Below are 26,425 nucleotides of genomic sequence, written 5' to 3'. Positions count from 1 at the left end.
TGGGTTCAGCGCCCGGCAGTTCCGTCGGCCAGTTGGAAGGCCGCGACCATGTGGGCCAGGCGCTGCGCCTGGGACTGCAGCGACTGCGCTGCCGCCGCACTCTGCTCCACGAGCGCGGCATTCTGCTGGGTGGACTGGTCCATGTCGTTCATGGCCTGTGCTACCTCGTCGACGCCCAGGCTTTGCGATGCTGCTGCGTGGGTGATCTCATGGATGGCGGCGGTGACCTGGCGCACCCCGGCGACGATGCCCTCCATCTTCTGGCCCGCATCGTGCACCAGTGCACTGCCGCAGGCCACGCTGGCCACGGACGACTGGATCAGCAGCTTGATGTCCTTGGCTGCAGCGTCCGATCGGTGCGCGAGGCTGCGCACCTCGCCCGCCACCACCGCGAATCCGCGCCCTTGTTCCCCCGCCCGGGCCGCCTCCACGGCGGCATTGAGCGCCAGGATATTGGTCTGGAAGGCGATGCCTTCGATCAGGCCGATGATGTCGGCGATCTTGCGGGACTGCAGGGCAATGTCCTGCATGCTCTGCACGGCCTGCAGCACCACCTGGCCGCCCTGCTCTGCCGCCTGGGCTGCGTTGCGTGCCAGCCCGTCCGCCGTGCGGGCCGACTGGGCCGACTGGCGCACCGCGCCGGACAACTGGTCCACGGATCCTGCCGTCCGCTGCAGCTGGCTGGCCGCGTGCTCGGTGCGCTGCGACAGATCGTTGTTGCCCGAGGAAACATCGGTCGAAGCATCCTGGATGGAGTGGGCGGCATCGCGCACCTCGCGCACCAGTGCGCCCAGGCTGGACTGCATGCGGGCCAGGGCTTCCAGCAAGGCCCCCGTCTCGTCACGGCCACCGCGCGGTATCACGAGCGAGAGGTCTCCTTGCGCCACCCGCTCGGCGACGCGAACTGCCTCTCCAATGGGTTGTGTCACGCCCCGCGCGATGCCCCAGGCAGCCAGTGCGCCCCCCAGTATCGCCAGCACCGATGCCAGCACCTGGACCGACTGGGCGAGCGCTGCCGCCGCCGATGTGTGGGCCTGGCGCTCGCGCCCGGCCGCCGTGGTCGCCTCCACGATCGGATCGACGGCCTTCACCCACTGCTCGACCCGGGCCCTCATGGTGCCGGCGAAGTGGTCGATCACGGCCAGGTCGGGCTCCACATTGCCCTGGCCCCGGACCGCCTCCACCCGGCTGCGGATGCTGCGTTCCAGCTCCTGCAGCACGCCCTCGGCCTGCGCCAGCCCGCCCAGGGCTCCTGCCAGGCCCGGGATGTCCTGGCCACCGTGGGTCAGCGACACCAGCTCGCTGCGGGCCCGGTGGTACAGGCCGCGCGACTGCTCGACCAAGCCCTGGTGGAAGTCGATGTCCTCGCGCTGGGTCGACAGCACCAGCAGCAAGGCGTTCAGGTAGATGTCGTCGATGCTGCTGCGCATGGCGCTGGCACGGGCAGCGATCTCGGCGTGGGCCTGGACCGCGGACGCCATGTTTTCTTCCATGGTCCTCATCTGCAGCACGGCATAGGCCGTGGTACCGGCGAACAGCACCAACACTACGCCAAAGCCCAGGGCCAGCCGCATGCCAATGCCCAGCCGTCCGCCTCCCTGGGGGCCACTTGCAGCGGCCATGGTATTGCGGAGGCGAAGTGACGGGAGCGGGAACGAGGGCATGGTGTCGCGCTGGTTGGAGGTTGTTGAATGCGTGGTGGCTACTGGCGGGGTATTGCGGCCCCGTCGATCACCGAGCGCCACTTGGCGATATCGCTGCGCATGCGCTGGGCCATCTGCTGTGGCGTGCTGGCCTGGGCCTCGGCGCCCAGATCCAGCAGTGCCTTGCGCACCTGCGGCGATCCCACAGCCGTTGCGATTTCCCTGGCGAGCCGGGTCACTGCGGCCTGCGGCGTACCCGCGGGGACGGCAATGCCGTTCCAGGAGGAGACCTCGAACCCCGCCAGGCCGCTTTCCGCCACCGTCGGCACATGGGGAAGGCCGGCGAAGCGACGGGCCGAGGTCACGGCCAGGGGCTTGATCGCACCGGCATGGATCTGGCTGAGCACGACCGGCAGCATGTCGATCGCCACGTGCACGTCCCTGGCCCGGATCGCACTGACCAGGTCTGAGGTGGTCTTGTAGGGCACGATCAGCGCATCGATGCCGGCCATGGAGCGGAACATCTCGGCAGCCAGGTTCTGCGTGCTGCCCACCCGTGCACTGCCGATATTGAGCTTGCCTGGATGGGTCTTCGCGAAAGCGATCACATCGGCCACGGATCTCAGGTCCGACGCGGCCGCGCCAAGGAAGGCGAGATCGAACGAGGACAACGTGGAGACATGCGTGAAGTCCCCCATCAGGTCGTAGGGCAGCTTGCGAAAGAGCGCCGACGTGAGCGCGGTTCCGCTGCCGGCCATCAGCAGGGTGTGGCCATCCGGCCGGGCATGCTTGACCAATGAAGCAGCCGCGACCGGAACGGGCCGGTTCTCGATCACCACCGGCTGGCCCAGGCCTTCACCCAGTTTTTGCGCCACCAGCCGTGCCACGATGTCTCCTGCGCCGCCCGGCGCGAACGCCACGACCAATTGCAGGGGCTTGCTGGGATAGGACTGCGCACAGATACCGCCCGTGGCTAACGCCAGGGCGACAGCGCTGCCGCAGCGCACGAAGCTTCTCTTGTGGGTGTCCACGATACCTCCTCCCGCCGCAGCGGGACATCCGTGATGCACATGAAGGAACCGGCGCAAGCCGGTCGGGATGCAGGCGCCTGGGCCCCCACCGCCACGCCCACCAGGATTCGTGGCGGCCGGGGAGCGGCGCTGCGCTGCCTGGGCCGATCAGCGCGCGCCGGGTGGCACGTACTGCGGCGTCGAGTCTTCCCAGATGCTGTCGGTGATCTGGCGCTTGCCACTGCCGTCGGCGTTCATCACAAACACCTGGCCGTAGGGCTGGAAGGTCTGGTCATAGTGGCAGGCCTCGTCGCGGTAGCCGGCCTGGCCGCTGTTGTAGAGAATCTGCTTGCCGTCCGCTGTCCACACGGGGTGGCCATCGCTGGCCGGGTGGTCGGTCAGGCGGCGCAGGTCGCTGCCATCGGGGCGCACCGTGTACAGGTCGAAATTCGACCAGATGCTGTCAGGGTTGCGCACCCCCCGGTTGAACAGGATGCGGCTGCCATCAGGCGACCAGATCGGCATGTTGTCATAGCCCCGGGTGATGTGCCGGATCTGGCGCGTCTCCAGGTTCAGCACGGCCAGCCCTCCCAACGAAGCGCTGCTGGGATCCTGGTTGGCGATGCGAAAGACCACTTCCTTCCCGTCGGCGGAATAGCTGGGGAAGCCCGCATTGAAGACGCTGTCGTCCGTCAGTTGCTCCAGGCTGGAACCGTCGCGCTTGACGCGCATCAGCTTGGCGCGGCCCTTTCCACGCTGCGTGAACCATTCGCCGACGCCAAAGACGATCCACTCCCCGTCCGGCGACCACACGGGGAAGAAGGCTCCGGCCAGGCCCCGCTTGACCAGCGTCAGATCCAGGCCGCTTTGCTTGGTGACATCGTAGACACGGCGACGCTCGCTGCCATCGGCACGCATCACATCCACCGAACCATCTTCATGCTTGGCCGTCAGCACCATCCAGCCATCCTTGGAGAAGGCGGGCCAGACGTCGGTGTAGCGGTACTCACGGCCAGCCTCCCAGCTGTACAGCGCCTGGTTCTGCTTCCAGCCGCGCCACGTGAATTTCTCGTAGACCACCCGCTTGCCGTCCGGCGACCAGGCGGGCGTGCGCAGGCCGGCGATCTTGACCATCGCCTTGCCCGGTGCCGTGGAATAGAGCCCATCCTCGGGACCGCCCTTGCGGCGGTAGACGATCTCGTCGCTGCCCAGGTACTGGGGGCTGATCTTGAAGCCCGGACCGCTGGTGTGCTCGGTGCGTTCGCCACTGGCCACGTCCACAGAGACGATCTGCGAGTCGATCTTCAGCAGCAGGTCCGGGCGCAGCACCCAGTAGGTGTACTCGGCCTGGGTTTCATAGAACACGATGCGCTTGCCATCGGCCGACCACTTGGGCGACCCCTGGCAGTAGTCCTTGCGGCTGCTGACCTTGCGGAATCCCGTGCCGTCGGCGCGAATCACGTAGATGCTGAGCTCCTGCGTATGCTCCCAGCCCGCGCCGTTGTGGTGGCCCTTCCACTCGGTGTCCCGGTCGGAGGAAAAGGCCAGCCACTGGCCATCGGGTGACCAGCTCGGGCGGAAGAAGCCGTTGGGCGAATCGGTCCGTCCCTGGATGCCCTTCACGCCAGTGAGGTTCTTCAGCGTGCGGGTCTTGAGGTCCAGCACCCAGATGTTGGCAAGCATGCCGTCGCGCGTGCCGACGAAAGCGACCTTGCTTGCGTCGGGCGAGAGGGCTGCCGCATCTTCAACGGCGGAGCCATCCGTCAGACGCTCCACCTGCGTGCCGTCGGTCCGTGCGCGATAGAGATTGGAGTTGCCCAGGCCATCGCGCTCGGATGTGAAGACGATCCATTGGCCATCGGCCGAGAACGAGGCGTTGTAATCCAGGGTACCGCTGTCGATCAGCTTGCGCTCGTCGGAGCCATCGGCGTTCGCGATGAAGATCTGCGAGGCCGAAGGCCCAATGCGGTTGAGGAGCAGCGGCCCCTTGGCTGGCTCTGCCGCCACCGCGGCCCACGGTTGCTGCCCCAAGGCCAAGAGGCTGGCCGAAGCGGCGCCGCCCAGAAATTTTCTACGATCCACGGTTCTTTGTCTCCTGCCAGGCTAGGTTCGGGTGCACAGCGCGGGTGCGACCTCAATTCACAAACACGACGCTCACGGGCGCTGGTGATTCCAGCGACACGCCGGTATCGGACAAGCGCCCCGAGGCCGCATCGATGCGCATCAGGCTCACGCGATTGCTGCGGTAGTTGGCCACCAGCATCCATTGGCCGGATGGATGAATGTCGAAGGCCCACGGGGCTTCGCCCCCGCTGGGCAGGCGCTGCACGGGGGTGAGTTCCCCAGAGCCGGCATCCACCCGGTAGACGAGCAGTTGGCTCTCGCCCCGGTTGCCCACGTAGAGAAAACGGCCATCCGGGCCCAGTGCCAGTTCGGACGCGCTGCGCGTGCCGGCAAATTCCTCACTGGACAGGGCCAGGGTCTGCACGGGCGCCAATCGGCCGGCCGACGCATCCCATCGCAATGCGGTGATCTCGGCCGTCAACTCGCTCAGCACGTAGACCATGCGCCCTGTTGTGCTGAAAACAGCCCGGCGCGGTCCGCTTCCGGCAGCCGCCTGGAAGGAACGGGGAGCGGCCGCATCGTCGGGCGCCAACACCCGGGTCGAGCGCTCGAAGCCGTAGACGAACACGCGGTCCGCCCCCATGTCCGCGACCAGGGCGTGGCGGCCCGACGGGTCAATGGCTACGCCATGGGCATGGGGACTGGCTTGGCGACGGTGCGGCCCCGAACCCGTGGCCTTGATGGTGCTGACCAGGGCACCTGGCTTGCCATCGGGCAAAAGTGCGATGCTGGAAACCGTACCTGCTGCGAAGTTCGCAGCCAGAAGGGTCATGGACGGCGCATCCAGCCACAGGTGCGTGGTACCGGCCCCGCCCGCAGCCCCCTCGCCCAGCAAGGAAAGTCCCCCGCTACGACCGTCCACCGTGTAGGCAAGCACACGTCCATCGCCATTTGCACCCTCTGCCGCCGCGTACAGCACGGGCAGGCGCGGGTGCTTGAGCAGCCACCGGGACTTGCGGGCATCCGCCGGCTGCCCCAGCGGCGCGAGTGTCCCTGCACAGGCGTCAAAGCGGATCGCCCGGATCCCCACCCCATCCGTCCCCAGGTAGACCAGTTCGGACGCATTGCAGGGCACCGCTGCAGTGGCATGGGCGGCCCCCAGGCACCACAGCAGCGCAAGGCCCAGTCCGCGCCAGGTCGATCCCGATCGTGTGAAATGCCCCAACATGGCCAGCAGGTCTCCTGTCATCTTTTGTGCCCGCCGCACCACATGGCTCCCGGCGGTATCTCAAGGATAGGGGAGGACCTGACGCGGGTATCTACACGAAAGGCAGATTCGCTGGCACTTTTCATGCCCTCGGGCTTGACGAGGGTCAAGCATCGGCCTCTTGCAGGCATTCACCGCGAGTGACAGAAGGCCATGGCACCGAGGGGTGGCCCTCCAGCAAGCTACATGGCGGGCTGGGTCTGTTCGCGTGCAGCGGTTCGGAACTGGCTGGGAGACTGTCCCACTTCCTTGCGGAAGAAGCGCGTGAAGTACGCCGTGTCCATGAAGCCCAGCCCATAGGCGATCTGCTCGATCGACATGTCGCCAAAGATCAGGTTGCGCTTGGCCTCGGTGATCAAACGGGCATGGATCAGCTTGGTTGGACTCAGGCCCGTGGCGGCGACACAGGCCGCGCGCAGCTGGGTGGGCGACACCGCCATCTTCGAGGCATAGGTCTGCAGGCGCAGGTTTTCCCGGTAGTGCTGGTGGACGAGCTCACGGAAGCGGTTGGTCAGGCGGATCGCATTGCGCGTAGCGCCTTCCTTGTCGAGTTGGTCCAGCCGGGTGCTGCGCACCAGCATCAGCAGCAGCGAGGTCAGCAGGGCCTCCGTCCCCACGACATGACCCAGCGCCATGGATCGAATTTCGTGCTCCAGCCGGCTGACCAGGCCATGGACGTCTTCTGGCGCCTCGGGGTTGTGGGTGAGCGGAATCACGCGCGGCTCCGTCCACAGCTGTATGAACTCGGGCAGCTTGGCGTTGACCTGGTTCAGGTAGGTTTCCTCGATGGTCACCACCCAGCGGTCCACATCGATCTCGTACTCCAGGCCGTGCACGCATTCGTTGGGCAGCAGCAGTGCGCATGGGCCTTCGAAGGGGACACTGCTCCCCTCGAGGTTCATGACGCCACGCCCGATGCGGACAAAGATCACCTGACCGTAGGCGGGATGGGAATGGGGGGCCGTACGGCGGCGCCCGCCTTCCGTGACATGGCCGACGTTCACGAACCAGGACTGCGGTTTCTCCGGGCTTTCGACATACAGGCGCACTTTCGGCACCGGCTCCGGCACGTTCGGTGGGTACCAATCACGTTGGGACTTGGTCATCGAGAGCTGCTCTAGGGATGGAATGCGCCGGGCCTTCGGCAACAAGACAAACCACTCAGGCCCTCTGGCCACGTGGCCCAGCACCGCAAGCGGGCTGCATGGCAGGGTGTTGGAGAAGAACGCAGGGGACGTCGCGCATGGCAATGGTGCACGCCTTGCAACGATGCTCGGCCAGGGCCGCGCCCCTGGCAAGCGGGTAATCCCGGGCGGTGGCCACCCGGGAACTTCTTCTCAGTAGCGCAGGCGGCCCTTGGCATCGATCACCGCAATATTGACGAACTGGCTGCCGGCATTGCCCTTGCCAAAGTTGAGCCGATAGCCATCCACCGCGATTTCCCCCATGGTCTGCAAGGCCCTGGCCAGCGCACCGGGCGTGATGTCGCCACGGATGCGGCGCAGCCCCTCGACCGCCACGCGCGTCGAGACATAGCCTTCGAACTGGGCCGGCGTATACGCATCCAGCTCAGGGAAGGTGGCCTTCATCGCCGCCTGAAATTCGCGCACGCCCGTTTTGCTGTTCGGATCGGGGTAGATCTGCACGATGCCGACGCCGCGGGCCGCCTCCTGCCCCGCGGTCCGGATCAAAAACTCCGGCGACATGTCGGCCGCCAGGAAGATGGTCTGACCCGCACCGGCCTTGCGCAACGGCGCCACGGACGACGCAGCGAACGGCGGAGCACCCAGCACCAATACGCCGTCGGCGCCGAGTGCGACAACCTCCCGCGCTCCATTGGCCAGATTTTCCGAGGCCACGGCAACGCCTTGGACCTCGATACCGCCGATCCGCGCCGCTTCTCGGACAACGTCTTCCAGCCCGGCCGCCCCCACGGGGTTGTTCTGGTACAGCACTGCCAGTTTGCGCATGCTCAAAGCGCGTGCATGCAGGACGATCTTGCTCAGCTTCTGCAAATCGCTTGCGCGCACATGGAACAGCCGGGCATGCCCGGGGTTGCGAAAAGCATCCGATCCCGGTACGACATTCATCACTACCAGGTCGTACCTGTCGAGTAACTTGTCACCCAGCATCTTCTGCACCGCACCCGAACCCCAGGGCGAAATCAGAGCCACGGGCTTGCGCTGCATGGCGGTGTCGAATTGCTCCGCAAACACCGCCGGAGACAGCGTGTCATCGAGTTCGAACCAGGCGATCCTTCGCCCGGCCACCCCGCCAGAACGGTTGACATGGGCCACTGCGGCCCTCGCGCCCTGGCTGATCTGCCGGGCATCCGGCACGGGAACGCCCGTGAACGGACCGATCTGGCCCAACACGATGTCTTGGGCCAGGGCGGGGGTTCCCAGTACCACCCAGGCCATCAGGCAACGTTCCAACCACCTGACGATGGGGCCAGGCCCCGCGGGATTGTTCATGGCATCTCCACGGCCTGGCGCCGCTGCTTATCGTGCAATCACAGCCTGGGCGAGCGGACTCGCATCAGCCCAGTGCGCCCGTGACGTCGTCGAACAGCTCGTCGACGCTCAGACGGTGCGGGATGATCTTCTGGTCCAGCGCCCAGTCGATCGCCAGCTGCAGGCCCTTGCGATTGGCTTCGAGCCCGACCGGCGGGAACACCGCCGGCACGCCCTCGGCCAGTGCACGGCTTTCGACCACCATGCGGTAGAGCTCGCGCACGATGTCCGGCCGCTTCTTCGAGAGGTCTGCATGCACCACGAACATGTGGTTGATCGGCACGATGCCCACGCGCTCGTACCAGGTCTTGGCTGCGGCCTGCGCATCGGGCACCAGGGTGCGCACGCGGGGATCCTTGGGCATGTCCTCGCCGAGCAGCGCAGCCGTCAACTGGCCGGCCATCATCATGTCCGGGATCGAGGAGCCGGCAGGCAGGCGCTGGCAGTTCTCCGGGTCCTTGTACTCGGCCAGGTGCCCATCCCCCAGGGTCATCCAGGTCACCTTGTCGAGATCGACGCCGCATTCGTGCCGCAGGACCCCGCGGATCCACAGGGCGGTGGTCTGGGTGTAGGTGCGCACCCCGACCTTCTTGCCTTCGATGTCCTTGGGCCGTATGTCGCCGAACTCGATGTTGAAGCCAGCGCAGTGGTGCTGAAAGCGGCCCGAAATCGGCACCGGCAGCATCACATAGGGCTTGCCATAGGCCTTGGCCTGCAGAAAGGTGACGATGGCGAGCTCGCCCGCATCGAACTTGCTTTCGCGCACCATGGCCTTGAAGCCGTTGTGCGCCGGCGTCGGGCCGCAGTAGTCCAGGTGGACGACGTCGGACTTCACGCGTCCATCCTTCATCGCTTTGGTGACGGCGTAATCGGCCAGGTTGGTGCGCAGCGTTGGCACCAGGGTGTCGGTCGTGGTCATTTCTTGTCTCCTCCAGGGGGAACGGGTCTACAGCCTGACTTCGATCAGGCAGGGGCCAGGCTCACGGGTGGAATTCACCATGGCCTGGTGGAAGCCTTCTGCGGTATCCACCGAGACGGCCGGCACGCCCATGCTCTTGGCCATGGCGAGCCAGTCGATGCGGGGCCGATCGATATCGATCATGGACAGCGCACGCGCCCCGGGCGTGCCCGCGCCCATGTTGGCGTACTCGGCCTTGAGGATCGCGTAGCTGTTGTTCGCGAAGATGATGGTGGTCACATTCAGGCCTTCGCGCGCCTGCGTCCACAGCGACTGGATGGTGTACATCGCGCTGCCATCGCCGACCATGCAGAACACGCGCCGATCCGGGCAGGCCAGAGCCGCCCCAGTGGCCACGGGTGTCGCATAGCCGATGGATCCGCCCATGTTGTTGATCAGATCGTGCGGGCGGGCACCCATGGTCAACCCCATCGACTCCCGGCCCGTGGTCAGCGACTCGTCGACCAGGATGCAGTGCTCGGGCAATGCCGCCGCCAGCGCATGCGCCACGCTGGTGGGGTTGAGCGCGCCTGAAGGCACCGGCGTCTCCACACGGGGCTGCAGCAGCGCTTCGATGCCCGTCGCGCCCAGGGCCTCGAGCAGCATCTCGAAGGCCAGCTCGCTGTCCTCATCGGCTTCGACCAAGGGATGGACCACCGTGCCCTCGGCCTTCAGCAGGCTGGGTTTGTCCGGGTAGGCGAAGAAGGCCACGGGCTCTCGCGTCTCGACCGTGATGAGGTGCTTGACGCCCTTCAGGAAGGCCTGCGCCTGCGGCACGGCATAGGGAATGCGCTCGATCGGCACCCGCCCGGCCCCACGTTCGATGCGGGCCGTGAAAAACTGCGACCCCAGGCGTGCACCGGTAGCGGCCGCCACCTGGCCGGCAAGCTGCAGCGCAGCCCCACGCGTTGCCTGGTTGGCCAGGATGATCAGCGCCGGTTCGCCCGAGCGCAACACCTTGGCCACATGCGCGATGCGCGCCGCATCGGGCGCCTTGCGCCTCGGCGCAACAGCCTCTGGCAGCACCGCGGTGCCAGCCTGCTGCCAGGAGGTATCGCCCGGCAGGATCAGCGTGGCGATCTGGCCCGGATGTTCCGACGCCTTGGCCACCGCCTGTGCGGCATCCCAGGCAATGGCGTTGGCCGAATCGGCGCGCCGCACCCAATGGCTCAGAGGGCGGGCCAGGCCCTCGATGTCCGAGGTCAGCGGCGGGTCGTACTTCAGGTGCGACGTGGAGTGCTCGCCGATGATGTTGACCATGCCCGACGAGGCACGCTTGGCGTTGTGGATGTTGGCCAGGCCATTGGCCAGGCCCGGCCCCAGGTGCAGCAGGGTCGACGCAGGCGTACCTTTCATCCGGTACCAGCCATCGGCCGCGCCTGTGGCAACGCCCTCGAACAGGCACAGCACGCTGCGCATCCGCGGGTTCTCCAGCGCCGCGAGAAAATGCATCTCCGAGGTGCCGGGATTGGCGAAGCAGATGTCGACGCCCTGACCGACCAGGGTGTCCACGAGGCTTTCAGCTCCGTTCATGGCGTCAGTACGAAGTGGCGGCCTGCTGGGCCAGGCCCACGACGCCGTAGCTCTTGGTCGGCGCGGCCATCAGGAAGCGGTAGCCCTCGTCCAGCAGCTTCTTGTGGTTCTTGGCCGTCACGTGGGGGTTACCTACGACCACCTTGTGCTTGTGGCAGGTTTGGGCGATGCGGCGCATCGCGTCCTGCACCTCGGGGTGCTCGTATTGGCGCGGGAAACCCAGGGCCTGGCTGAGGTCACCTTCTCCGATCAAGATGAAGCCGATGCCGGGCACGTTGGACAGGATGTCGTCGAGGTTCTCTACGGCCTCGGGGCTTTCGCACATCAGGCCCACGAGGATCTCGCCCTCGGGCGCCAGGGGCCAGACGTCGGCTTTCTGGTAGTAGTCGGCCATGGACAGGCCCCAGTAGCGAGACGCATTGGCCGGACCATCGCCGCGCACGCCCTTGGGCTCGTACAGTGGCGCACCCTTGGGACGTACATAACGGCACGAGGCCACGGCGTTGTAGGCCTGCTCCACGGTGGACACATGCGGCCAGATGACGCCATAGCAACCGCGGTCCAGCACCTGCTTGGCAAAGCTCTGGTTCATCTCCACGCCGTTGGACGGTATGCGGGCCAGCGGCGTCACCCTGGGGGCGACCGATCCGCTCTCGGCGATCTGCTTGCGGTTGAGCATGTACTGCAACGCGTCGCCCAAGGCCGAAACGTCGTAGGGGTTGTGCTCCATCTCGTAAACGACGCCGTCGTAGGGAGAATCGGCAAACTCGGCAGCGCTGAACTTGTCGAGCTTGGAGAAGGCCGTGAAGGCGGGTTTGCCGGCCTCGAAGGCCTTGATGATGCTGTTCAGACGTTGTGTCATTTCTTTGCTTCCTCGGGGTTCCAGTACATGAAGCCCATGCCTTCGCCGGTACCGGCGGCGGTGCGCCAGCAGGGCACGTAATCGACCAGCGTCATCTGCGCGCCCGTGTGCTGCAGCGCCTTCATGACGGTCGAATAGATCTTGATTTCCGACGTGCCGGACTGGAACCAGCCGTCCGGTATGGCCGACAGGCCCTCGTAGTCGTAGCTCGCCAGCTTCTGCAGGATGTCCTGGTCGAACTCCTCGTCGTTGACGAAGTGCGAGAGCCCGCCGGAGGCGATGACGGCCACACGCACGTCTTCGGGCCAGGCCTCGATGGCATCACGCAGCACATCACCGAACTCGATGCAGCGCGCCATGGACGGCTGCGTCGGCGGGTAGAACAGGTTCATCAGCACCGGCACATGCGGCGGCGGGCTGTCGCCCATGATCTGGTGGTAGACAAAGCTGTAGGCATGGGGCACGACGGGGTAGTCGGCCTTTTGCTTCATCTGCTTTTCCATCCAGACGTTCTCGGGCCAGTCCTCCAGGTCGCACATGTCGAAGCCCTGGGCCTGGAAGGCCTTGAGCAGGTAGGCCGCCAGCTCGGGGTGGCACTGGTGCACGACGTGGTGGTCGGGCGCGTACACCTTGCGCTGCGGCGGCCCGTTGTGCACTTCCTTGCCACTGTAGATGGCGATGGAAGGCGAGAGCTGCGGAAAGATTTCCTTCTGGTCCTTGCCGAGAATGATGGCCACATCGATCTTGGCGCGCTGGTAGGCAGCGGCCATCACATCGAGGGCCGCGCGGCAGCGGCTGGCGCGGGCCGTGCGTTCCTCGATCGTGAGGAACTGCTCGAAGGCCTTGCCGCGGTGGGCCTCCAGCTCCGGATAGGTCCAGGTCCGATTGCGGAACCAAAGCTCTGGGTTGTTGAAGTCGCGCTCGGCGTTGTGAAGCCATTCCTCGGGCTTCTGGCCCAACATGCCGCTGTGTGGAACCGCCATCCCGAAAACGATTTTTGCCATGGGTCTCTACCAGTTCTGTTTGTTTAAATGGAGGCGAGCATCAATTGACGACCACACCGGCCTTGGTGACGATCTGACGCCAGATGGGGATCTCGCGCTTGATCTGCGCAGCAAACTCCTCGGGCGTGGAGGTGCCCGGCTCGATACCCAGCTCGAGCATCCTCTTGGCGATCTCGGGGTCCTTGACGAGCTTGGCAACCTCGGCGTTGAGGCGCTGGACGATGTCCTTGGGCGTGCCCTTTGGCGCCAGCAAGCCGAACCACACGTCGACGCTGAAACCAGGCACGCCTTGTTCCGCCACGGTGCGCAACTCGGGCAGGAACACAGAGCGCTTGCTGCCGGCATAGGCCAACATCTGCAGGCGGCCCTGCTTGACCAGCGGCAGGACGGCGGTGGGGCCCGCAAAGGCCATGGAGACCTGGCCGCCGGCCACGTCGTTCAGCGCCGAAGGGCCGCCCTTGTAGGGGACATGCACGACATCCACACCGGCCAGCAGATTGAATTGCGACAGTGCCAGGTGGCCGGTGGACGCATTGCCGGAGCTGGCGGCGTTGAGCTCGCCCTTGCGGCTCTTCGCCAGGGCGATCAGTTCGGGCAGCGTCTTGGCTGGCAGCTTGGGACTCGTCACCAGCACCAGCGAGTTCTGGCCGATGTTGATGATGGGCTCGAAGTCGTTGACCGGGTCGTAGCGGACCTTGGACACCACCGGGTTGATGGTGAAGGGGGCGTTGGACGCCAGCAGCAGCGTGTAGCCGTCTGGTTTGGCCCGGGAGACGGCTTCGGTGCCTATGCTCTGGCCCGCGCCGTTGCGATTCTCGATGACGATGGGTTGCCCCAGGGCGGCACCGAGCCTGGGCGAAATCAGCCGCATGAAGGCATCGTGCGTGGCCGCCGCCTGCACCGGCACGATCACCGTGATGGGACGCGCAGGGTAGGTCTGGGCCTGTGCCGTCACGCTCCAGGCGAGCAGCCCGGTCACCAGAGCCCTGGCAGCGCTTCTTGACAGATGGATCAATTGCATGGTGTGGACGCTGTGAAGCTTCAGGCAAGGGCGGGATACAGATGTTGCGCCGTCTTGCCGAAGATCCAGTCGCGGTCTGGTGCGCTCAGGCTGGCGAGGCCGGCCTGGGCCGTGGCCAGGATCTCTGCCAACGTACCCGGCGAGGTCGGGAAGTTCGATCCCCAGGCCATGCGCTGCGCACCGAAGGCCTCGACCACGCGCGGGAAAAAGGTCTCGGCCGAGGCCTGGTCCTTCTTCACGTCACCGAAGATGCGCGGCGTGAGCTTCATGTAGAGATTGGGCAGGTCGGCCAGGTCGAACAGGCTTTGCGCATTCCGGTAGGGCGGTCCGTCGAGTACATCCGGTCTTCCCAGGTGGTCCAGGATGATGGCCACGTTCTGGAATTTCTCGGCCAGCATGCGCACCTGCGGCAGGCCAATGGGCCCCGTCTGGATGCACATCGGCAGACCCAGCTCGGCGCAGGCTTGCCAGGCCTTGAAGCTCTTCGGGTTGTCCAGCTCGCTGGGATCGAAGTCCTTGGTCGAGCCGCCGGTGAAGATGCGCAGGCCGGCCAGGCCCTTGTCGGCCCAGTCCTTGACCACGGCGGGCACGTCGTCGGCCAGCATGTCCACCGAACCCACGGCCACCAGCCGGTCCTTGTGCTGGTTGCAGCCATCGACGACATAGCTGTTGTCAAAGCCGTAAGTGGTCGAGGAGTGCACGACTGCCGCCTTGGCCACACCGGCCTCGTCCATGGCTGCGATCAGCGATTCGACGGTGCTGGGCCGCTCCTGGGACCAGTCCGAGCGCTTGCCGAACAGCGGTGCGGGCGGGTAGCGCTTCTCGTCGTCCGAGATGATGTGGGGATGGATGTCGATGATGTTCATGGGTGCTCCGACTGTCACAGGCCCTTGGCCTTCAGGTGCTTGTCCAGACGCGGGTAGACGCGCCGCGCATTGCCTTCGAAGATGGCGTGGCGGTCCGCTGCCGACAGCGCCTCGCACTGGTCGATGTAGCGCTTGGTGTCGTCGAAGTAGTTGCCGGTGTTGGGGTCGCGGCCGCGCACCGCACCGATCATCTCGGAGCCAAACAGCACGTTCCTGGTCGGAATCACCTTGGTCAGCAGTTCAACGCCTGGGTGGTGGTAGACACAGGTATCGAAGAAGACGTTGTCCAGCAGCCCTTCGAGCGGACGCTTGGCGATTTCCAGCGACATGCCGCGGTAACGGCCCCAGTGGTAGGGCACGGCACCACCACCGTGCGGGATCACCAGGCGCAGCTGCGGGAAGTCCTTGAACACATCGCCCTGCAGCAACTGCATGAACACCGAGGTATCGGCATTCAGGTAGTGCGCCCCGGTGCCGTGGTGGCAGGCGTTGCAGGAGGCAGCGACGTGGATCATCGCGGGCACGTCGAGTTCGCACAAGGCTTCGTACACCGGGTACCAGCTCTTGTCCGTCATCGGCAGACCGTTCCAGTGACCGCCGCTCGGGTCGGGGTTGAGGTTCACGCCGACGAAGCCCAGTTCATTGACGATGCGCTTCAACTCGGGGACGGAGTTCTTCGGCGGCGCCAGCGGTGACTGCGGCAGCATGCCCACGGGCACGAAGTTGTCCGGGTAGATGTCACAGACACGCCGCACCAGGTCATTGGAGATGCGGGCCCACTCCAGGCTGGTGCGCTCATTGCCCAGGTGGTGGCTCATCAGGCCCGCGATGGGCGAGAACAGCGTGATGTCGCTACCGCGTTCCTGCTGCAGCTTGAGCTGGCCATTGCCGACGCCCTCACGGATTTCATCGTCGGACACCTGGGCGCCCGATAGTGGCGGCGCATTGGCAGGATCGTTGGCGGCGGCCACCTGGGCTGCACGCCAGTCGCGAAAGGAAGCGGGGACGGTCGTGAAGTGACCGTGGCAATCGATGATCATGGGAGATTCCGGTTCAGGCTTGGGGGTCCACGAACAGCTCGTGCATGGACATGCGGCGCGGGGTCAGGCCTTGCTTGAAAGCGGTTTGCTCCAGGGCCTCGATGGTCTTGCGGTTTTCCTCGATGCCATAGGGCAGCGGGTCGTGGCCGACGATCTTGCGCAACTCCAGGTACTTCTTGTCCGTCGCACTGTTCGCCTCGCCAGCGTCCAGCCGGGCCAGGTAGTCCTGCTTGGCCTTGTCGAAGGCGTCGTAGAGCGACTTGGCGATCCAGGGGTGCTCGGCCAGGACCGAATCCTTGACGACGATGGTGCCGTGCATCGGGTAGATGCCCGTGCGGGTGTAGTACTCGGCTTCCAGCTCGGCGGCATTGGGCAGCAGGTCGGGATAGTTCGCCTCGACCTCCTGCCAGCCTCCCGTGGGATTGCCCGTGCGGCCGATGCCGGCGGCCCCGTCGAAGCCCGCCACCAGTTCACCGTCCGCCATCATGTCCGCCAGAGGGCGGGTAGCATGGACCACGTTGGACGGCAGCTGGAGTTGCGTCACGTGTTCTTCATCGTCCACCACCCAGGTGACCTTGTCGTTGTCCAGGCCGAATTCATCGATCAGGACTTGCCGTGTCCAGACACCCGTGGTGACCGAGTAGGCACGCACCCCCACCTTCTTGCCCTCGAGGTCCTTGGCGGCTTTGATACCGGCATCCGGCCGCACCAGCAGGCCGGCATGGTGAAAGCGCCGCACCACGAAGATGGGCAGTGCGACAAAGGGTGCGCCGTAAGCGCGGGCGATGATGTAGGTGGTGGGCGCAATCTCGCAGACATCGAACTCCACGTCACGGACCATGCGGCGGAAGGCACCGATCTGTGGCTTGACGGTGATGATTTCGGCATCCACACCCTCGATGGGTATCGTGCCGTTGCGGATCGCCGAGGTGTGCGGATGCTCCGCAATGGCGATCTTGAGATGGACTTTTTTGCTGGACAACGTGCGTCTCCTTGAACTTTCCTGTTGGTGCCTGCGCAGCAGGCTCCACCGCCTTGGGGCATGTGGAACCATGCTCTGACAGACTGAAGGTTAGGGTCCGCTCGCCGTTGCGCACATCTACAAAAATCAGATTCGCTTGTACTTTCCGGTGAATCCATCGCCAACGAATCATGGCGTTGAAAAAGGTGCCACGCTGCGTCCTAGACTGCGGCGCATGAACGCTTCCACGACGCATCTCACGGGCAGCGCGCAACTGCGCGAACACCCTGACTACCTGCGCCTTCTGGGCGCCCGCGTGACGGGCGGTGCGGCCAACCAGATGCTCATGGTGGCGTTGGGCTGGCAGATGTACGACCTGACTGGCAGCGCCTGGGACCTGGGCCTGGTCGGGCTCGCGCAGTTCCTTCCGGCGTTGCTGCTGACCCTGCCCGCCGGGCATCTGGTGGACCAGCACGATCGCCGCCTGCTGCTCGCAGGCAGCCTGGGTCTGCAATGCGTAGTCGCACTGGGCCTGGCACTGGCCTGCTCCGAAGGCTGGATCGGCTCGCACATGATCCTGATGCTGTCCATCGCGCTGGGCGCTGCACGAGCACTGCAGATGCCTTCGCAGCAAGCCTTGCTTCCATCCCTGGTGCCCCCTGCCCTGCTGCCCAGTGCGGTCGCCGCAGCCAGCTCGTCGATGCAGGCCGCCGTGATCGCCGGGCCCGCCCTGGGCGGGGTCCTCTATGCGCTGGATCCCAGGGTCTCGCAACTGCTGGGACAGCCGGCAGCACAGGCCGGCGCCAACTGGGGTGCAGCCGTGGTCTATGCGACCTCGCTGGTCTTGCTGCTCGGTGCAGTGACCGCCGTGCTGGCCATCCGGCATCGGCCGCTGGAGCGGGTACGCCGCGCCCCTGGATTGGCCCAGCTGACCGCCGGCATCCGCTTCATCTGGCAGCGCCCCGTGGTCCTGGGAGCCATCTCCCTGGACCTCTTCGCCGTGCTGCTGGGAGGCGCGACCGCACTCCTGCCCATCTTCGCGCGCGACATCCTGCACACCGGACCTGAAGGGCTCGGGATGTTGCGTTCCGCGCCAGCGCTGGGTGCGGTGATCGTGGGGCTGGGCCTCGCGCGCATGCCGATCAACCGGCGGGTGGGCCGCGCCTTGCTCGGAGCCGTGGCGCTGTTCGGTGGCTCGATGATCGCCTTTGCGCTGGCGACCTCGTTCTGGGTGGCCTTTGCGGCACTGGCGGTCAGCGGCGCCGCCGACATGGTCAGTGTGGTGATCCGCCAGTCCCTGGTGCAACTGGAAACCCCGGACGAGATGCGCGGCCGCGTGGGCGCCGTGAACTCGGTGTTCATCGGCGCCAGCAACCAGCTGGGGGAGTTCGAATCGGGAAGCACCGCAGCCCTCCTGGGCCCGGTCGGCTCCGTTCTGCTGGGAGGGATGGGCACCCTCGCGATCGTGTTGCTCTGGACCCGGCTGTTTCCTGCACTGGCACAGCGCGATCGTTTGCAATCCTGAAGGCCGACAAGCCAGCAGCCAGGGCGCCAAACATGCCCCGTTCATCGACCCGCCTGGTTCACGGCCCTGGCGCGGCCCAAAAAATGGAAGCAGGCTCTGCCGGGCGTGCCCAAACACGGGGGTCTATGAACGCTTCGGTCTGAGCAGAAAATGCGCCAGCGCCGGCAGCAGCACCAGCGCGCCCACCATGTTGACCACGAACATGAAGGCCAGCAGCACGCCCATGTCCGCCTGGAACTTGATGGGCGAAAGAGCCCAGGTGGCCACCCCGATGGCCAGGGTGACGCCGGTCAGCATCACCACCCGGCCGGTGAAGAGCAGCGAGTGGAAATAGGCGGCACGCAGGCTGGCCTCTTCGCGCAGTTGCACCAGCATGAGGCTGAGCACATACAGCGCATAGTCCACGCCAATGCCCACACCCAGCGCCACAACGGGCAGCGTAGCCACCTTGAGGCCGATGCCCAGGTGCACCATCAGCGCTTCGGCCAGCACCGAGGTGACGGCGAGCGGAATGATGGCGCAGGCCACGGCCCGCCAGGAGCGGAAGGTCAGGTAGCTCAGGACCACGACCGCTGCGTACACCAGCACCAGCATCTGGCGGTTGGCCTTTTCGACGACGGCATTGGTGGCAGCCTCGAAGCCCGCATTGCCTGCGGCCAGCAAGAATCGCGCTTCCTCGCTGTCATTGCGCCGGGCGAAGTCCTCCACGGCGGCCGTCACCCGCTTGAGCGTATCGGCCTTGTGGTCGGTCAGATAGACCTGCACCTGCAGCAGCGAGAAGCCGGCGTCGACCAGCTGCCGGGGAGCGCGCGAGCCCGCTGTGTTGAGTGCGCCCTGGTTGGGCTGCAGCTCGTACCAGCGGGGGTTGCCCTCGTTCATCGCCACGGCGGTCTGGCGTGCCAGGGAAGCGAGCGACTGCGTGCTCTCCACGCCAGCGACCTGGCGCAGCTCCCACTCCAGCTCATCCACACGCTCCAGCACGGCATGCGCCATGGCGCCCTGCTCCTTGGTGCGCACCATCACGGTCAGCACATCGCTGCTGGTGGCGTAGTGCGCCGTCAGGTAGGCGTTGTCCTGGTTGTAGCGCGACTGGGGTCGCAGCTCGGGTGCTCCAGCATCGAGGTCGCCAATCTGCAACAGCCGGGCCTGGTACAGCCCCACCCCGGTCAGCACGATGGCCACGGCAATCGCCGCCTGCGCCCAGCGCCGGTCGGTGAAGCGGCACAGCAGATTCCAGAGCCAGGCACTGGCGGTGTTCTCGCTGTGTTCGGCCTTGGCAGCGCGGCGCGCCGCCGCTGCGCTGACGCCGGTGTAGCTCAACAGCACCGGCAGCAGGATCAGGTTGGTGAACACCAGAAGCGCCACCCCCAGGCTGGCAACGATGGCCAGTTGGCGGATGGACTGGATGTCGATCAGCAGCAGCACGGCAAAACCGACTGCGTCGCATGCCAACGCAGTGAAGCCCGCCGTGAACAGTCGGCGGAAGGTGAAGCGTGCCGCGACCAGACGGTGCATGCCCCGGCCGATGTCCTGCATGATGCCGTTCATCTTCTGCGCGCCATGGCTCATTCCGATGGCGAACACCAGGAAGGGCACCAGCACCGCATACGGGTCCAGCGCAAAGCCCAGCAAGGGCAACAGACCCAGCTGCCACACCACGGCGATGATGGAGCACAGCATCACCAGCAAGGTGCTGCGCAGGCAGCGTGTGTACCAGAGCACCACGGCCGTGGCGATGGCGGCGGCCAGGGCAAAGAACAGCAGCACCTGGGTCAGGCCCTCGATCAGGTCACCGGCCAACTTGGCGAAGCCGGTGATGCGCACCTGCAGCCGGTCATCGCTGTGCTTGGCGCGCAAGGCCTCCAGGCGCTCGGACAGCTGCGCGTAGTCGAGCGCTAGCCCTGTCTCCAGGTCGCGCTCCGCCAGCGGCACCAGGACAGCGCTGGACTGGTAGTCCTTGGCCACCAGTTGGCCGACCTCCCCCGATCGCTCGATGTTCAGCCGCACCCGCGCCAGCGCTCCAGGCGATCCGTCGAAGCTGTCCGGCATCACGGTACCGCCCTCGAAGCCGCTTTCGGTCACCGCGGTCCATCGGGTGGACGGCGTCCACAGCGACTTCATCTGGCCGCGCACCACACCGGGAAGGGCGAACAGATCGTCGTTCAGCGCCCGCAGCCGGGCCAGGTAGTCCGCATCCAGGATGCTGCCCCCGTCCCGGCGCTCCAGCACCACGCGCAGGCTGTTGGCCTGGGAGACGATCTTCTTGCGCTCGGCCAGGTAGTTCTGCAGATAGGAATGCGACAGCGGGAGCATGCCCTCGAAGCTGGCGTTGGAGGCCACGCGCGTGGCCTGCCAACCCAGCAGCAGGGTCAGGACCAGGCAGACCAGCAGCACGAGTGCGCGGTGGTTGAAGACCGCACGCTCCAGCCGGCTGCCAGAGTCGGCATCGAAGCCCTCGGTCGAAGGAATGTCGGTCACGGTGTGCAGCGCCACGCTCATACAGGGGACTTCCTGGTGGAAGGAGAAGGGGAAGAAGATGCGGCGGCTTTCAAATCGGCCGGCATCAATCGCAGCAGGCCTCGCATGCCGACGAGGAGCACGGCGCCATCGTCGGCCTCTGCCACGCCCGTGAAAGGAAAGCGCTGCGGCAGCGAAAGGGGCTGAAAGCGCTGGCCGCCATCACGGCTCAGCAGCACCTGGCCTGCAGCGCCCACCAGCAGCACGCTGCCGTCGGCCAGCTGGGTTCCCGCGACCAGGGAGGCATCCACCGGCGTCTGCACCGCCGTCCAGGCATCGCCCGGTTGGGCACTGCGCCATAGCTTGCCGCGCAGCCCCAGCGTCAGCAACGGTCCCTCCCGCAATGCCAGCGCGCCAAACAGGCTGCCGTTGGAAGGTGACGGCTGGGCGGAGAAATTTCCGCTCATGCCACCGGTGCGGCGGCCTAGAACCAGCCCTTGCTCACCGAACAGCAACTGCTCCCCTTGTCGGGAGACCAGGCCGTAGTAGCTCAGGCCATCGGGGTTGGGCAAGCGGTGCATCTGCGATTGCCACTCCCGCCCGCCATCGGTGCTGGAAAAGGCCAGCCCATAGGCGCCAACCGCCCACAGCGCGCCATCGGAACCGAGCGCAATGTCCAGCAGCGGCTTGTCGGCCCCTTCTGCGACCAGGCGCTGCGCGTCTTCCACCAGCAGATTGCCCTGGGCCATGGCCTCGCTGCCGGGTGGGCTGGCCTGCAGCTGCGTCTGCGCCGCCTGCAGGGCCAACCTGGCAGCCGCTTGGCCATCGAGACACCGGCGCCAACTCGCGCCGCCATCCTCGGTCGCCAGCACCACGCCCATGCTGCCAACGGCCCAGCCGCGCTGTGCATCGGCGAAGTGCAGCGCGGTCAGCGTGCAGCTCACCGGTACGCGCGCCTGTGCCCAGCTCTGGCCCGCATCGTCCGAATAGATGACCAGGCCGCGCTCCCCCACCGCCACCAACCGCTTGCCCGCACGGGTCACCGCCTGAAGTACGGCCTGGGTCGGCCGCACCACCTTCACCGCCGGCAGGCCCAAGGCCCGCGCCACACGCTCGCCCGCAGGGGCTGCCGTGGGCAGCAGAGCAGTGCCCAGCGTTCCCAGCAGCACCGCGCGGCGCCTCATTCCAACTGCATCCATCATCGGCCGCCTGTCTGTCTCGCTACCTCGGCGACTCGCCCCAGGAGGGGCCTGCGCCACTGCCTACCACCCCACCCGTGCACAGCCTGCACGCTCCGTCATCGGCGCGTGCAGCGTGCGGTGTTGGCTCACCTCACGCCGCCACTGGCAAGCGCGGAGGAGGTGAAGTTGTTCAACTGCTTGGCGTCGAACGGCCGGTAGCTCACACCGCCCGTTTCATTGACGGCTCCCGCGAACACCCAGCCACCCGACAGCAGGTCGAACCAGGCATAGCTCAGCGTGGTGGCAAGCGGCTGGTCACCCGCCACGAGCGTGAAGGCCTGGCCGGTCTTCCACAGCTTGCCCTGCGCATCCCAGCTGTCAGCCAGCACGGCCTGCCAGGTGTCCTCGTCCAGGTAGAAGCGGCGCTTGGCCGCCGTGTTGCGCTTGCCATCGCGCAGCGTGGCCTCGACCACCCAGACACGGTGCAACTCCCAGCGCACGGCATCGGGATTGAGCGCCCCCTTGCCCACCACCTCCTTGACCGGCTTGGCCATGAGGGCGTTGTTGTTGTAGGGCACGATGACCTCGCGCTTGCCCAGAAGCTTCATCTGGTAGCGGTCCTGTGACCCGATGAAGAGGTTCACGTCATCGAAGTTCGCCAGCCCGGCGGCAGAGCCATCCGGTGTGTCGTAGGCAATCGACGGCGACTTGCGCACGCGGCGCTGGCCCGGCAGGTACTGCCAGCCGTCCTTGGGCTTGCCGAAGTTGTCCACATAGTCGATGGTCATCAAGGCCTGGCCGGCATTGGCCGGAGGCTCGGTGATATCGATGCGCGCACGCGCCCACTCACCGCTGAACTGCTCGGGGTTGCCTGCAGGATCGTAGAAAGGGTAGATCAGGTTGGTGCGCTGGCGGCTGGTCAGGACCTGGTCACCTGCGGACGTCATCACGTACTTGTCGGCGACGAAGCTGGTCACCTGCCCGCGGTAGCTGAGCATGTGGTTCCAGATGGCCTCGTGTCCGTTCTTGGGCACCGGAAAGGGAATGCCGCCGTAGGAGCCTTCGACCGTGAGACCGTCATTGGCCAGCTTGGAACGGCTGGCGTTCTTCAGGACCTGGTCGTAGATGGCCTGCGGGAACACAGCGCTGCGCCGGGTGGGATAGACATCGAGCTTGAAGCCGGGCACCTTGGCCAGCAGCGCCTTGGTGCCATCGGTCAGCGCCGCGGCATGCTCGCCGGCATTCGCAGCGGTAATGGTCAGGCGCGGCTTGTCCGCGGCAAACGGATCCGCCCGCTTGGTGGTAGCACTGCCGGAAGCTGGCGGCGCCTTGCCATCCCACGCGGGGATGGTGCCGTCCTTGTTGCCGGCGCGCTCGGCGCCGTAAGGTGTGAGCGACCCGGACTTCAGCGCCGCGACATCTTCAGGCGCCGCCACAGCGGCCCCGGTGAAGACCAATGCGGCGGCCATGGTGGCAGCGCGGTTCAGGAAAAGGAAATGCATGGGATGTCTCCGAAAGCTATGTTCTCTAGGACAACCTGTCAGAAGGTCGTCTGCAGGCTGAAACGCAGGTAGTCGCGGTCCAGCACAGGCTGGCGGGCCGCATTGCCCAAGTAGTTGATCCAGGACAGGTTGGCCGTCCACTTGTTCAGATAGACCAGCGTCACGCCCAGGACCAGCTCACCGCTGCGCTCGGGGCTGCCGCCGAAGGGGAAGGACGTGTCGATCATCGAATTGCCCCGGAAGGACCAGCCCAGGTTGATCGGCAGGCTCATGTCCAGGCCTGGCGCCACCTGGTACCAGGATGGGGTGAAGATCACGCGCATACCGGCGCTGGTCTTGCGCTTCTCCAGATTGACCTTCTCGGTGCCGACGGGGTAGCGGCCCGCAACGCCGGTGCGCACATCATCCACGCTCATCACGCGGTTGGCGGCCAGCTCACCCACCAGGCTGTAGCCATCCCAGGCTGCCGACTTGGCACCCAGCATGGTCCATGACAGGTTCATGTGCGCGGTGCGCCCCGTCACATAGCCGGGGTCGGCGGGACTGACCACGCCCTCCTTGACCGCCAGCGGCTGCTTGTCACGCACCGACAGCTCCAGGCCCATGTTGGCATCGCCCACCAGCTTGGCCATGCTCATGCCCACGGAACGCACCGGCTCGGTCGGAACGATCAGCCGGTAGGTGCCGCCGGCGGTGTTGGTCTGGATGATCTGCGAGGTGTCGCGGTAGCTGATGGCGTAGAAGCCCAGATCGGCGTTAAGCCATTCACTGCGCGTGTTCAGCGCCAGGCCGAAGTTCGGGCGCTTCTTGCCTTCGTCCATGCCCGCGTAGCCGAGGTAGCAGTTGTTGAAGCGCTGCGCGACCGGCACGCTGGCGCTGCCGCAGCGGTTGGCCGTAGGGTTGCCGATGAACATGCGCTCGGCGCCATCGCCCAGCATGTCCGTCGTGCTCAGGAAGCTGCCCGACGGATGCAGGCGGGTCGGCCGGTACTTGAACTGGACATAGCCTTCCAGGCTGGTGTCATCGGTCAGCTGCAGCGTGGAAGACAGCTGGGGCACGGGAATGGTGGTTTCCTTGGCCTGGGTACCGGGAATGTTCAGCTTGTAGACGTCGATCGGCGCCATGCCTTTGGCAATGCCGTTCATGCCGAAGAACATGCTGGTGCCCCAGATCAGCGAGTGCTGGCCGAGGCGGTAGGACAAGGTCTTGCCGCCGATGTCGTTGCGCCCGAACACGAACCAGTCGAGCATCTCGGACTTCTGGCCGGCCACCTTCTGTGTACCCGGAGTGAACTCGTTGTAGGGCACGCTGGCGCGGTTGGCCGAAATCGGCGAGTTGTGGTCGTTGAGGCTGTTGTAGGCCTGGTCGTACCAGGCCGCCGCGCTCAGGCGCAGTCCAAAGCCATTCTTCTGTACGTCAAACTCGCTGAGCAGGTCGGCCCGGTTGGAGATAGGGCCGCGGCCGAAGCTGCGGTCGCCATCGTCGCTGTTGGCCCGCACCGATACGGGATCGATGAACACGGATGCTGGGGACTTGAGGCGGTAACCCGCGCTGTACTTGACGGTGTTGTCCCAGCGGATCTGCCACTCGCCGTCGGGGTTGAGGTCCATCGCCATGGCCCCTCCGCCCAGCGTTGTCATGATCAAGGCAGCCAGGGGGTTGGCTGCCTTGCGGGCACGCTTGCGCGCACTGCACAGAGTGTTCTTCACAGTTGTCTCCTGTTTTGGTGTCGATGACCAGGGTCTCCCTCGGTATGGGGAGATCGTTTCCAGCTGTGGGAACTTTATTGATTGGCCTAGCCGGCGCCTCTATACAAAATGAAGATTCGCTGGCACTTTTTTTGGGCCGGCGGAGCCTTGGGCTGTGGGCGCAGAGCCCATGGAGGCCTTGGGCCGGACGCGCGCAAAACGCGCCGCGCTCGGCACGGCGTTGCGCGCATTCCTGCTGCGGCAGTCAGACAGGTGGAATGGCTACCGGCTGAGGCCGGGGCGCTGTGCCGGCCGCGACACGTCGTTCACAGGTCGCCCTGGGCGAGATGGTGTGCTGCCCTGTGCAGATGCGCCATGAAATGCCGCACGCTGGGCTTGAGGTGCACCTCGGTGCGGGTCAAGGCGCACAGGATCAGGCGCAAGGGGCCTTCTTCCAGCGGGATTGTGTCGAGGTACTGGCCTGCGATGGGGTGGACGGCGATCTGCTGAGGCAGCAGACCTACGCACTTGCCGCTGGCCACGATGGACAGCAGGCCGAGGGTGGAGTTGACCAGCGCGCCGGCAGGCGGTGCTGCCATGCCGTGCAACTCAAACAGCGTCCGCGCATATCCAGAGTCCGGCGCGGAGCCTGTGTAAACCCATGGGGCCTGTGCCAGCTCACGCAGGCTCCGGGCGCAGGCCAGCGGATTGCCCTTGCGCACCACCGGCACCATCGTGATGGGCATCAAGGTCTCCACAACGAACTCGCCGGGTGGGAGCTCGGGGGGCAAGGGGCCCAGGGCGATGTCCACCTCTCCCTTGCGCAGGCGCGTGAGCTGGGCGATGTAGAGCTCTTCCGAAATGCGCAGCTGGATGCCCGGGAAGGCGCTGCCAAAGGTGCGCAGCGTCTCGGGCACGAGCAGCATCACGGCCAGGGGCACGGCGCCGATGGTGAGTGCGCCGGTCATGTGCCCATCGAGCTGGCGGATCTGCTCCACGGCCTGCGCCAGCTCGCGCTCGGCCGCCACCGCGCGCTCATACATCACCATGCCCTGCGCTGTGGCCACCACGCCGGTGGTGGAGCGCACGAGCAAGGTGGTGGCCAGCTCGCGCTCCAGCTCACGGATCAGCTTGGTCAGCGCGGGCTGTGAAACCCCCAGCCGTTTGCCCGCAGCGCGCAGGCTGCCTTCCTCGATGGCCGCGACCAGGGCGCGCAGGTTGGTGAGCTTCATCATGGTTTCCCATGATATCCGGCGGTTATCGCGGTCCGCGGCACGGCATCTTCCGTCACGCCAGTCTAATTTTTAGACTCCCTCTCGACCTTGCAATA

20 protein-coding genes are annotated in these 26,425 nt (G+C 65.9%); 1 reads left to right on the top strand and 19 read right to left on the bottom strand.

Features of this window, described 5'->3' with window-relative positions:
• Positions 1-5 precede the first annotated feature (5 nt).
• The 14 genes from AC3WOH_RS26705 to AC3WOH_RS26640 all read right to left on the bottom strand — a co-directional run bounded on the left by AC3WOH_RS26705 (position 6) and on the right by AC3WOH_RS26640 (position 16,763).
• Positions 6-1,622 (bottom strand): methyl-accepting chemotaxis protein, encoded by a 1,617-nt coding sequence (locus AC3WOH_RS26705; RefSeq protein WP_492232346.1) that lies wholly within the window; start codon positions 1,620-1,622, stop codon positions 6-8.
• An 80-nt stretch (positions 1,623-1,702) separates the two neighbouring features.
• Positions 1,703-2,674 carry a Bug family tripartite tricarboxylate transporter substrate binding protein gene (locus AC3WOH_RS26700; RefSeq protein WP_492232345.1) on the bottom strand — a complete coding sequence of 324 codons (972 nt, stop codon included), beginning with the start codon at positions 2,672-2,674 and terminating at the stop codon, positions 1,703-1,705.
• 147 nt (positions 2,675-2,821) lie between these two features.
• Complete coding sequence (locus AC3WOH_RS26695) at positions 2,822-4,735, bottom strand: hypothetical protein (RefSeq protein WP_492232344.1); 1,914 nt, start codon at positions 4,733-4,735, stop codon at positions 2,822-2,824.
• Positions 4,736-4,787: 52 nt separating this feature from the next.
• Positions 4,788-5,945: a lactonase family protein gene (locus AC3WOH_RS26690; protein ID WP_492232343.1), complete on the bottom strand. Its 1,158-nt coding sequence runs from the start codon at positions 5,943-5,945 to the stop codon at positions 4,788-4,790.
• Positions 5,946-6,166: 221 nt separating this feature from the next.
• Entirely contained in the window at positions 6,167-7,090 is a 924-nt protein-coding gene (locus AC3WOH_RS26685) for a helix-turn-helix domain-containing protein (RefSeq protein WP_007857741.1), read from the bottom strand.
• Positions 7,091-7,321: 231 nt separating this feature from the next.
• On the bottom strand, positions 7,322-8,458 hold the full coding sequence (locus tag AC3WOH_RS26680; protein ID WP_492232342.1) for an ABC transporter substrate-binding protein: 1,137 nt from the start codon (positions 8,456-8,458) through the stop codon (positions 7,322-7,324).
• Between the two features lie 64 nt (positions 8,459-8,522).
• Positions 8,523-9,416 (bottom strand): substrate-binding domain-containing protein, encoded by an 894-nt coding sequence (locus tag AC3WOH_RS26675; protein WP_492232341.1) that lies wholly within the window; start codon positions 9,414-9,416, stop codon positions 8,523-8,525.
• A 27-nt stretch (positions 9,417-9,443) separates the two neighbouring features.
• Positions 9,444-10,988, bottom strand: a complete 1,545-nt coding sequence (locus AC3WOH_RS26670; RefSeq protein WP_492232340.1) for an acetolactate synthase large subunit — start codon at positions 10,986-10,988, stop codon at positions 9,444-9,446.
• Positions 10,989-10,992: 4 nt separating this feature from the next.
• Positions 10,993-11,850: an HpcH/HpaI aldolase family protein gene (locus AC3WOH_RS26665; RefSeq protein WP_492232339.1), complete on the bottom strand. Its 858-nt coding sequence runs from the start codon at positions 11,848-11,850 to the stop codon at positions 10,993-10,995.
• Positions 11,847-12,854, bottom strand: coding sequence for a DODA-type extradiol aromatic ring-opening family dioxygenase (locus AC3WOH_RS26660; RefSeq protein WP_492232338.1), 1,008 nt, complete (start codon positions 12,852-12,854; stop codon positions 11,847-11,849). Before AC3WOH_RS26660 ends, AC3WOH_RS26665 begins: the two co-directional genes overlap by 4 nt.
• Positions 12,855-12,894: 40 nt before the next feature.
• Complete coding sequence (locus tag AC3WOH_RS26655; protein WP_492232337.1) at positions 12,895-13,875, bottom strand: Bug family tripartite tricarboxylate transporter substrate binding protein; 981 nt, start codon at positions 13,873-13,875, stop codon at positions 12,895-12,897.
• A gap of 20 nt (positions 13,876-13,895) precedes the next feature.
• Positions 13,896-14,741: an amidohydrolase family protein gene (locus tag AC3WOH_RS26650; RefSeq protein WP_492232336.1), complete on the bottom strand. Its 846-nt coding sequence runs from the start codon at positions 14,739-14,741 to the stop codon at positions 13,896-13,898.
• Between the two features lie 14 nt (positions 14,742-14,755).
• Positions 14,756-15,781: an amidohydrolase family protein gene (locus tag AC3WOH_RS26645; protein WP_492232335.1), complete on the bottom strand. Its 1,026-nt coding sequence runs from the start codon at positions 15,779-15,781 to the stop codon at positions 14,756-14,758.
• A gap of 13 nt (positions 15,782-15,794) precedes the next feature.
• Positions 15,795-16,763, bottom strand: a complete 969-nt coding sequence (locus tag AC3WOH_RS26640) for an ABC transporter substrate-binding protein (RefSeq protein WP_492232334.1) — start codon at positions 16,761-16,763, stop codon at positions 15,795-15,797.
• A 214-nt stretch (positions 16,764-16,977) separates the two neighbouring features.
• Between AC3WOH_RS26640 and AC3WOH_RS26635 the strand changes: the two genes are divergently transcribed.
• Positions 16,978-18,267, top strand: a complete 1,290-nt coding sequence (locus AC3WOH_RS26635) for an MFS transporter (RefSeq protein WP_492232333.1) — start codon at positions 16,978-16,980, stop codon at positions 18,265-18,267.
• A gap of 123 nt (positions 18,268-18,390) precedes the next feature.
• On the opposite strand, the gene AC3WOH_RS26630 is transcribed toward AC3WOH_RS26635, so the two are convergent.
• The 5 genes from AC3WOH_RS26630 to AC3WOH_RS26610 form a co-directional block, all read right to left on the bottom strand.
• Entirely contained in the window at positions 18,391-20,766 is a 2,376-nt protein-coding gene (locus AC3WOH_RS26630) for an efflux RND transporter permease subunit (protein ID WP_492232332.1), read from the bottom strand.
• Entirely contained in the window at positions 20,763-21,908 is a 1,146-nt protein-coding gene (locus tag AC3WOH_RS26625; protein ID WP_492232331.1) for a YCF48-related protein, read from the bottom strand. Before AC3WOH_RS26625 ends, AC3WOH_RS26630 begins: the two co-directional genes overlap by 4 nt.
• A gap of 143 nt (positions 21,909-22,051) precedes the next feature.
• On the bottom strand, positions 22,052-23,407 hold the full coding sequence (locus tag AC3WOH_RS26620; protein WP_492232330.1) for a DUF1329 domain-containing protein: 1,356 nt from the start codon (positions 23,405-23,407) through the stop codon (positions 22,052-22,054).
• Between the two features lie 38 nt (positions 23,408-23,445).
• A complete protein-coding gene (locus tag AC3WOH_RS26615; RefSeq protein WP_492232329.1) occupies positions 23,446-25,116 on the bottom strand; it encodes a DUF1302 domain-containing protein in 1,671 nt (556 codons plus the stop codon).
• Between the two features lie 305 nt (positions 25,117-25,421).
• The gene (locus tag AC3WOH_RS26610) at positions 25,422-26,330 is read right to left on the bottom strand and encodes a LysR family transcriptional regulator (protein WP_492232328.1); all 909 of its coding nucleotides are present in this window, start codon (positions 26,328-26,330) and stop codon (positions 25,422-25,424) included.
• Positions 26,331-26,425 lie beyond the last annotated feature (95 nt).

Source organism: Acidovorax sp. FW305-C-20-28 (assembly GCF_058783375.1).
The sequence above is the reverse complement of the archived record's forward strand: the minus strand, read 5'-3'. Positions and strand labels throughout refer to the sequence as shown.

Coding starts and splice junctions, on each gene's coding strand:
- AC3WOH_RS26620 (WP_492232330.1), bottom strand. CDS start 23,407: ATGCATTTCCTTTTCCTGAACCGCGCTGCCACCATGGCCGCCGCATTG.
- AC3WOH_RS26655 (WP_492232337.1), bottom strand. CDS start 13,875: ATGCAATTGATCCATCTGTCAAGAAGCGCTGCCAGGGCTCTGGTGACC.
- AC3WOH_RS26670 (WP_492232340.1), bottom strand. CDS start 10,988: ATGAACGGAGCTGAAAGCCTCGTGGACACCCTGGTCGGTCAGGGCGTC.
- AC3WOH_RS26680 (WP_492232342.1), bottom strand. CDS start 8,458: ATGAACAATCCCGCGGGGCCTGGCCCCATCGTCAGGTGGTTGGAACGT.
- AC3WOH_RS26705 (WP_492232346.1), bottom strand. CDS start 1,622: ATGGCCGCTGCAAGTGGCCCCCAGGGAGGCGGACGGCTGGGCATTGGC.
- AC3WOH_RS26610 (WP_492232328.1), bottom strand. CDS start 26,330: ATGATGAAGCTCACCAACCTGCGCGCCCTGGTCGCGGCCATCGAGGAA.
- AC3WOH_RS26650 (WP_492232336.1), bottom strand. CDS start 14,741: ATGAACATCATCGACATCCATCCCCACATCATCTCGGACGACGAGAAG.
- AC3WOH_RS26685 (WP_007857741.1), bottom strand. CDS start 7,090: ATGACCAAGTCCCAACGTGATTGGTACCCACCGAACGTGCCGGAGCCG.
- AC3WOH_RS26630 (WP_492232332.1), bottom strand. CDS start 20,766: ATGAGCGTGGCGCTGCACACCGTGACCGACATTCCTTCGACCGAGGGC.
- AC3WOH_RS26645 (WP_492232335.1), bottom strand. CDS start 15,781: ATGATCATCGATTGCCACGGTCACTTCACGACCGTCCCCGCTTCCTTT.
- AC3WOH_RS26625 (WP_492232331.1), bottom strand. CDS start 21,908: ATGAGGCGCCGCGCGGTGCTGCTGGGAACGCTGGGCACTGCTCTGCTG.
- AC3WOH_RS26665 (WP_492232339.1), bottom strand. CDS start 11,850: ATGACACAACGTCTGAACAGCATCATCAAGGCCTTCGAGGCCGGCAAA.
- AC3WOH_RS26690 (WP_492232343.1), bottom strand. CDS start 5,945: ATGTTGGGGCATTTCACACGATCGGGATCGACCTGGCGCGGACTGGGC.
- AC3WOH_RS26675 (WP_492232341.1), bottom strand. CDS start 9,416: ATGACCACGACCGACACCCTGGTGCCAACGCTGCGCACCAACCTGGCC.
- AC3WOH_RS26660 (WP_492232338.1), bottom strand. CDS start 12,854: ATGGCAAAAATCGTTTTCGGGATGGCGGTTCCACACAGCGGCATGTTG.
- AC3WOH_RS26635 (WP_492232333.1), top strand. CDS start 16,978: ATGAACGCTTCCACGACGCATCTCACGGGCAGCGCGCAACTGCGCGAA.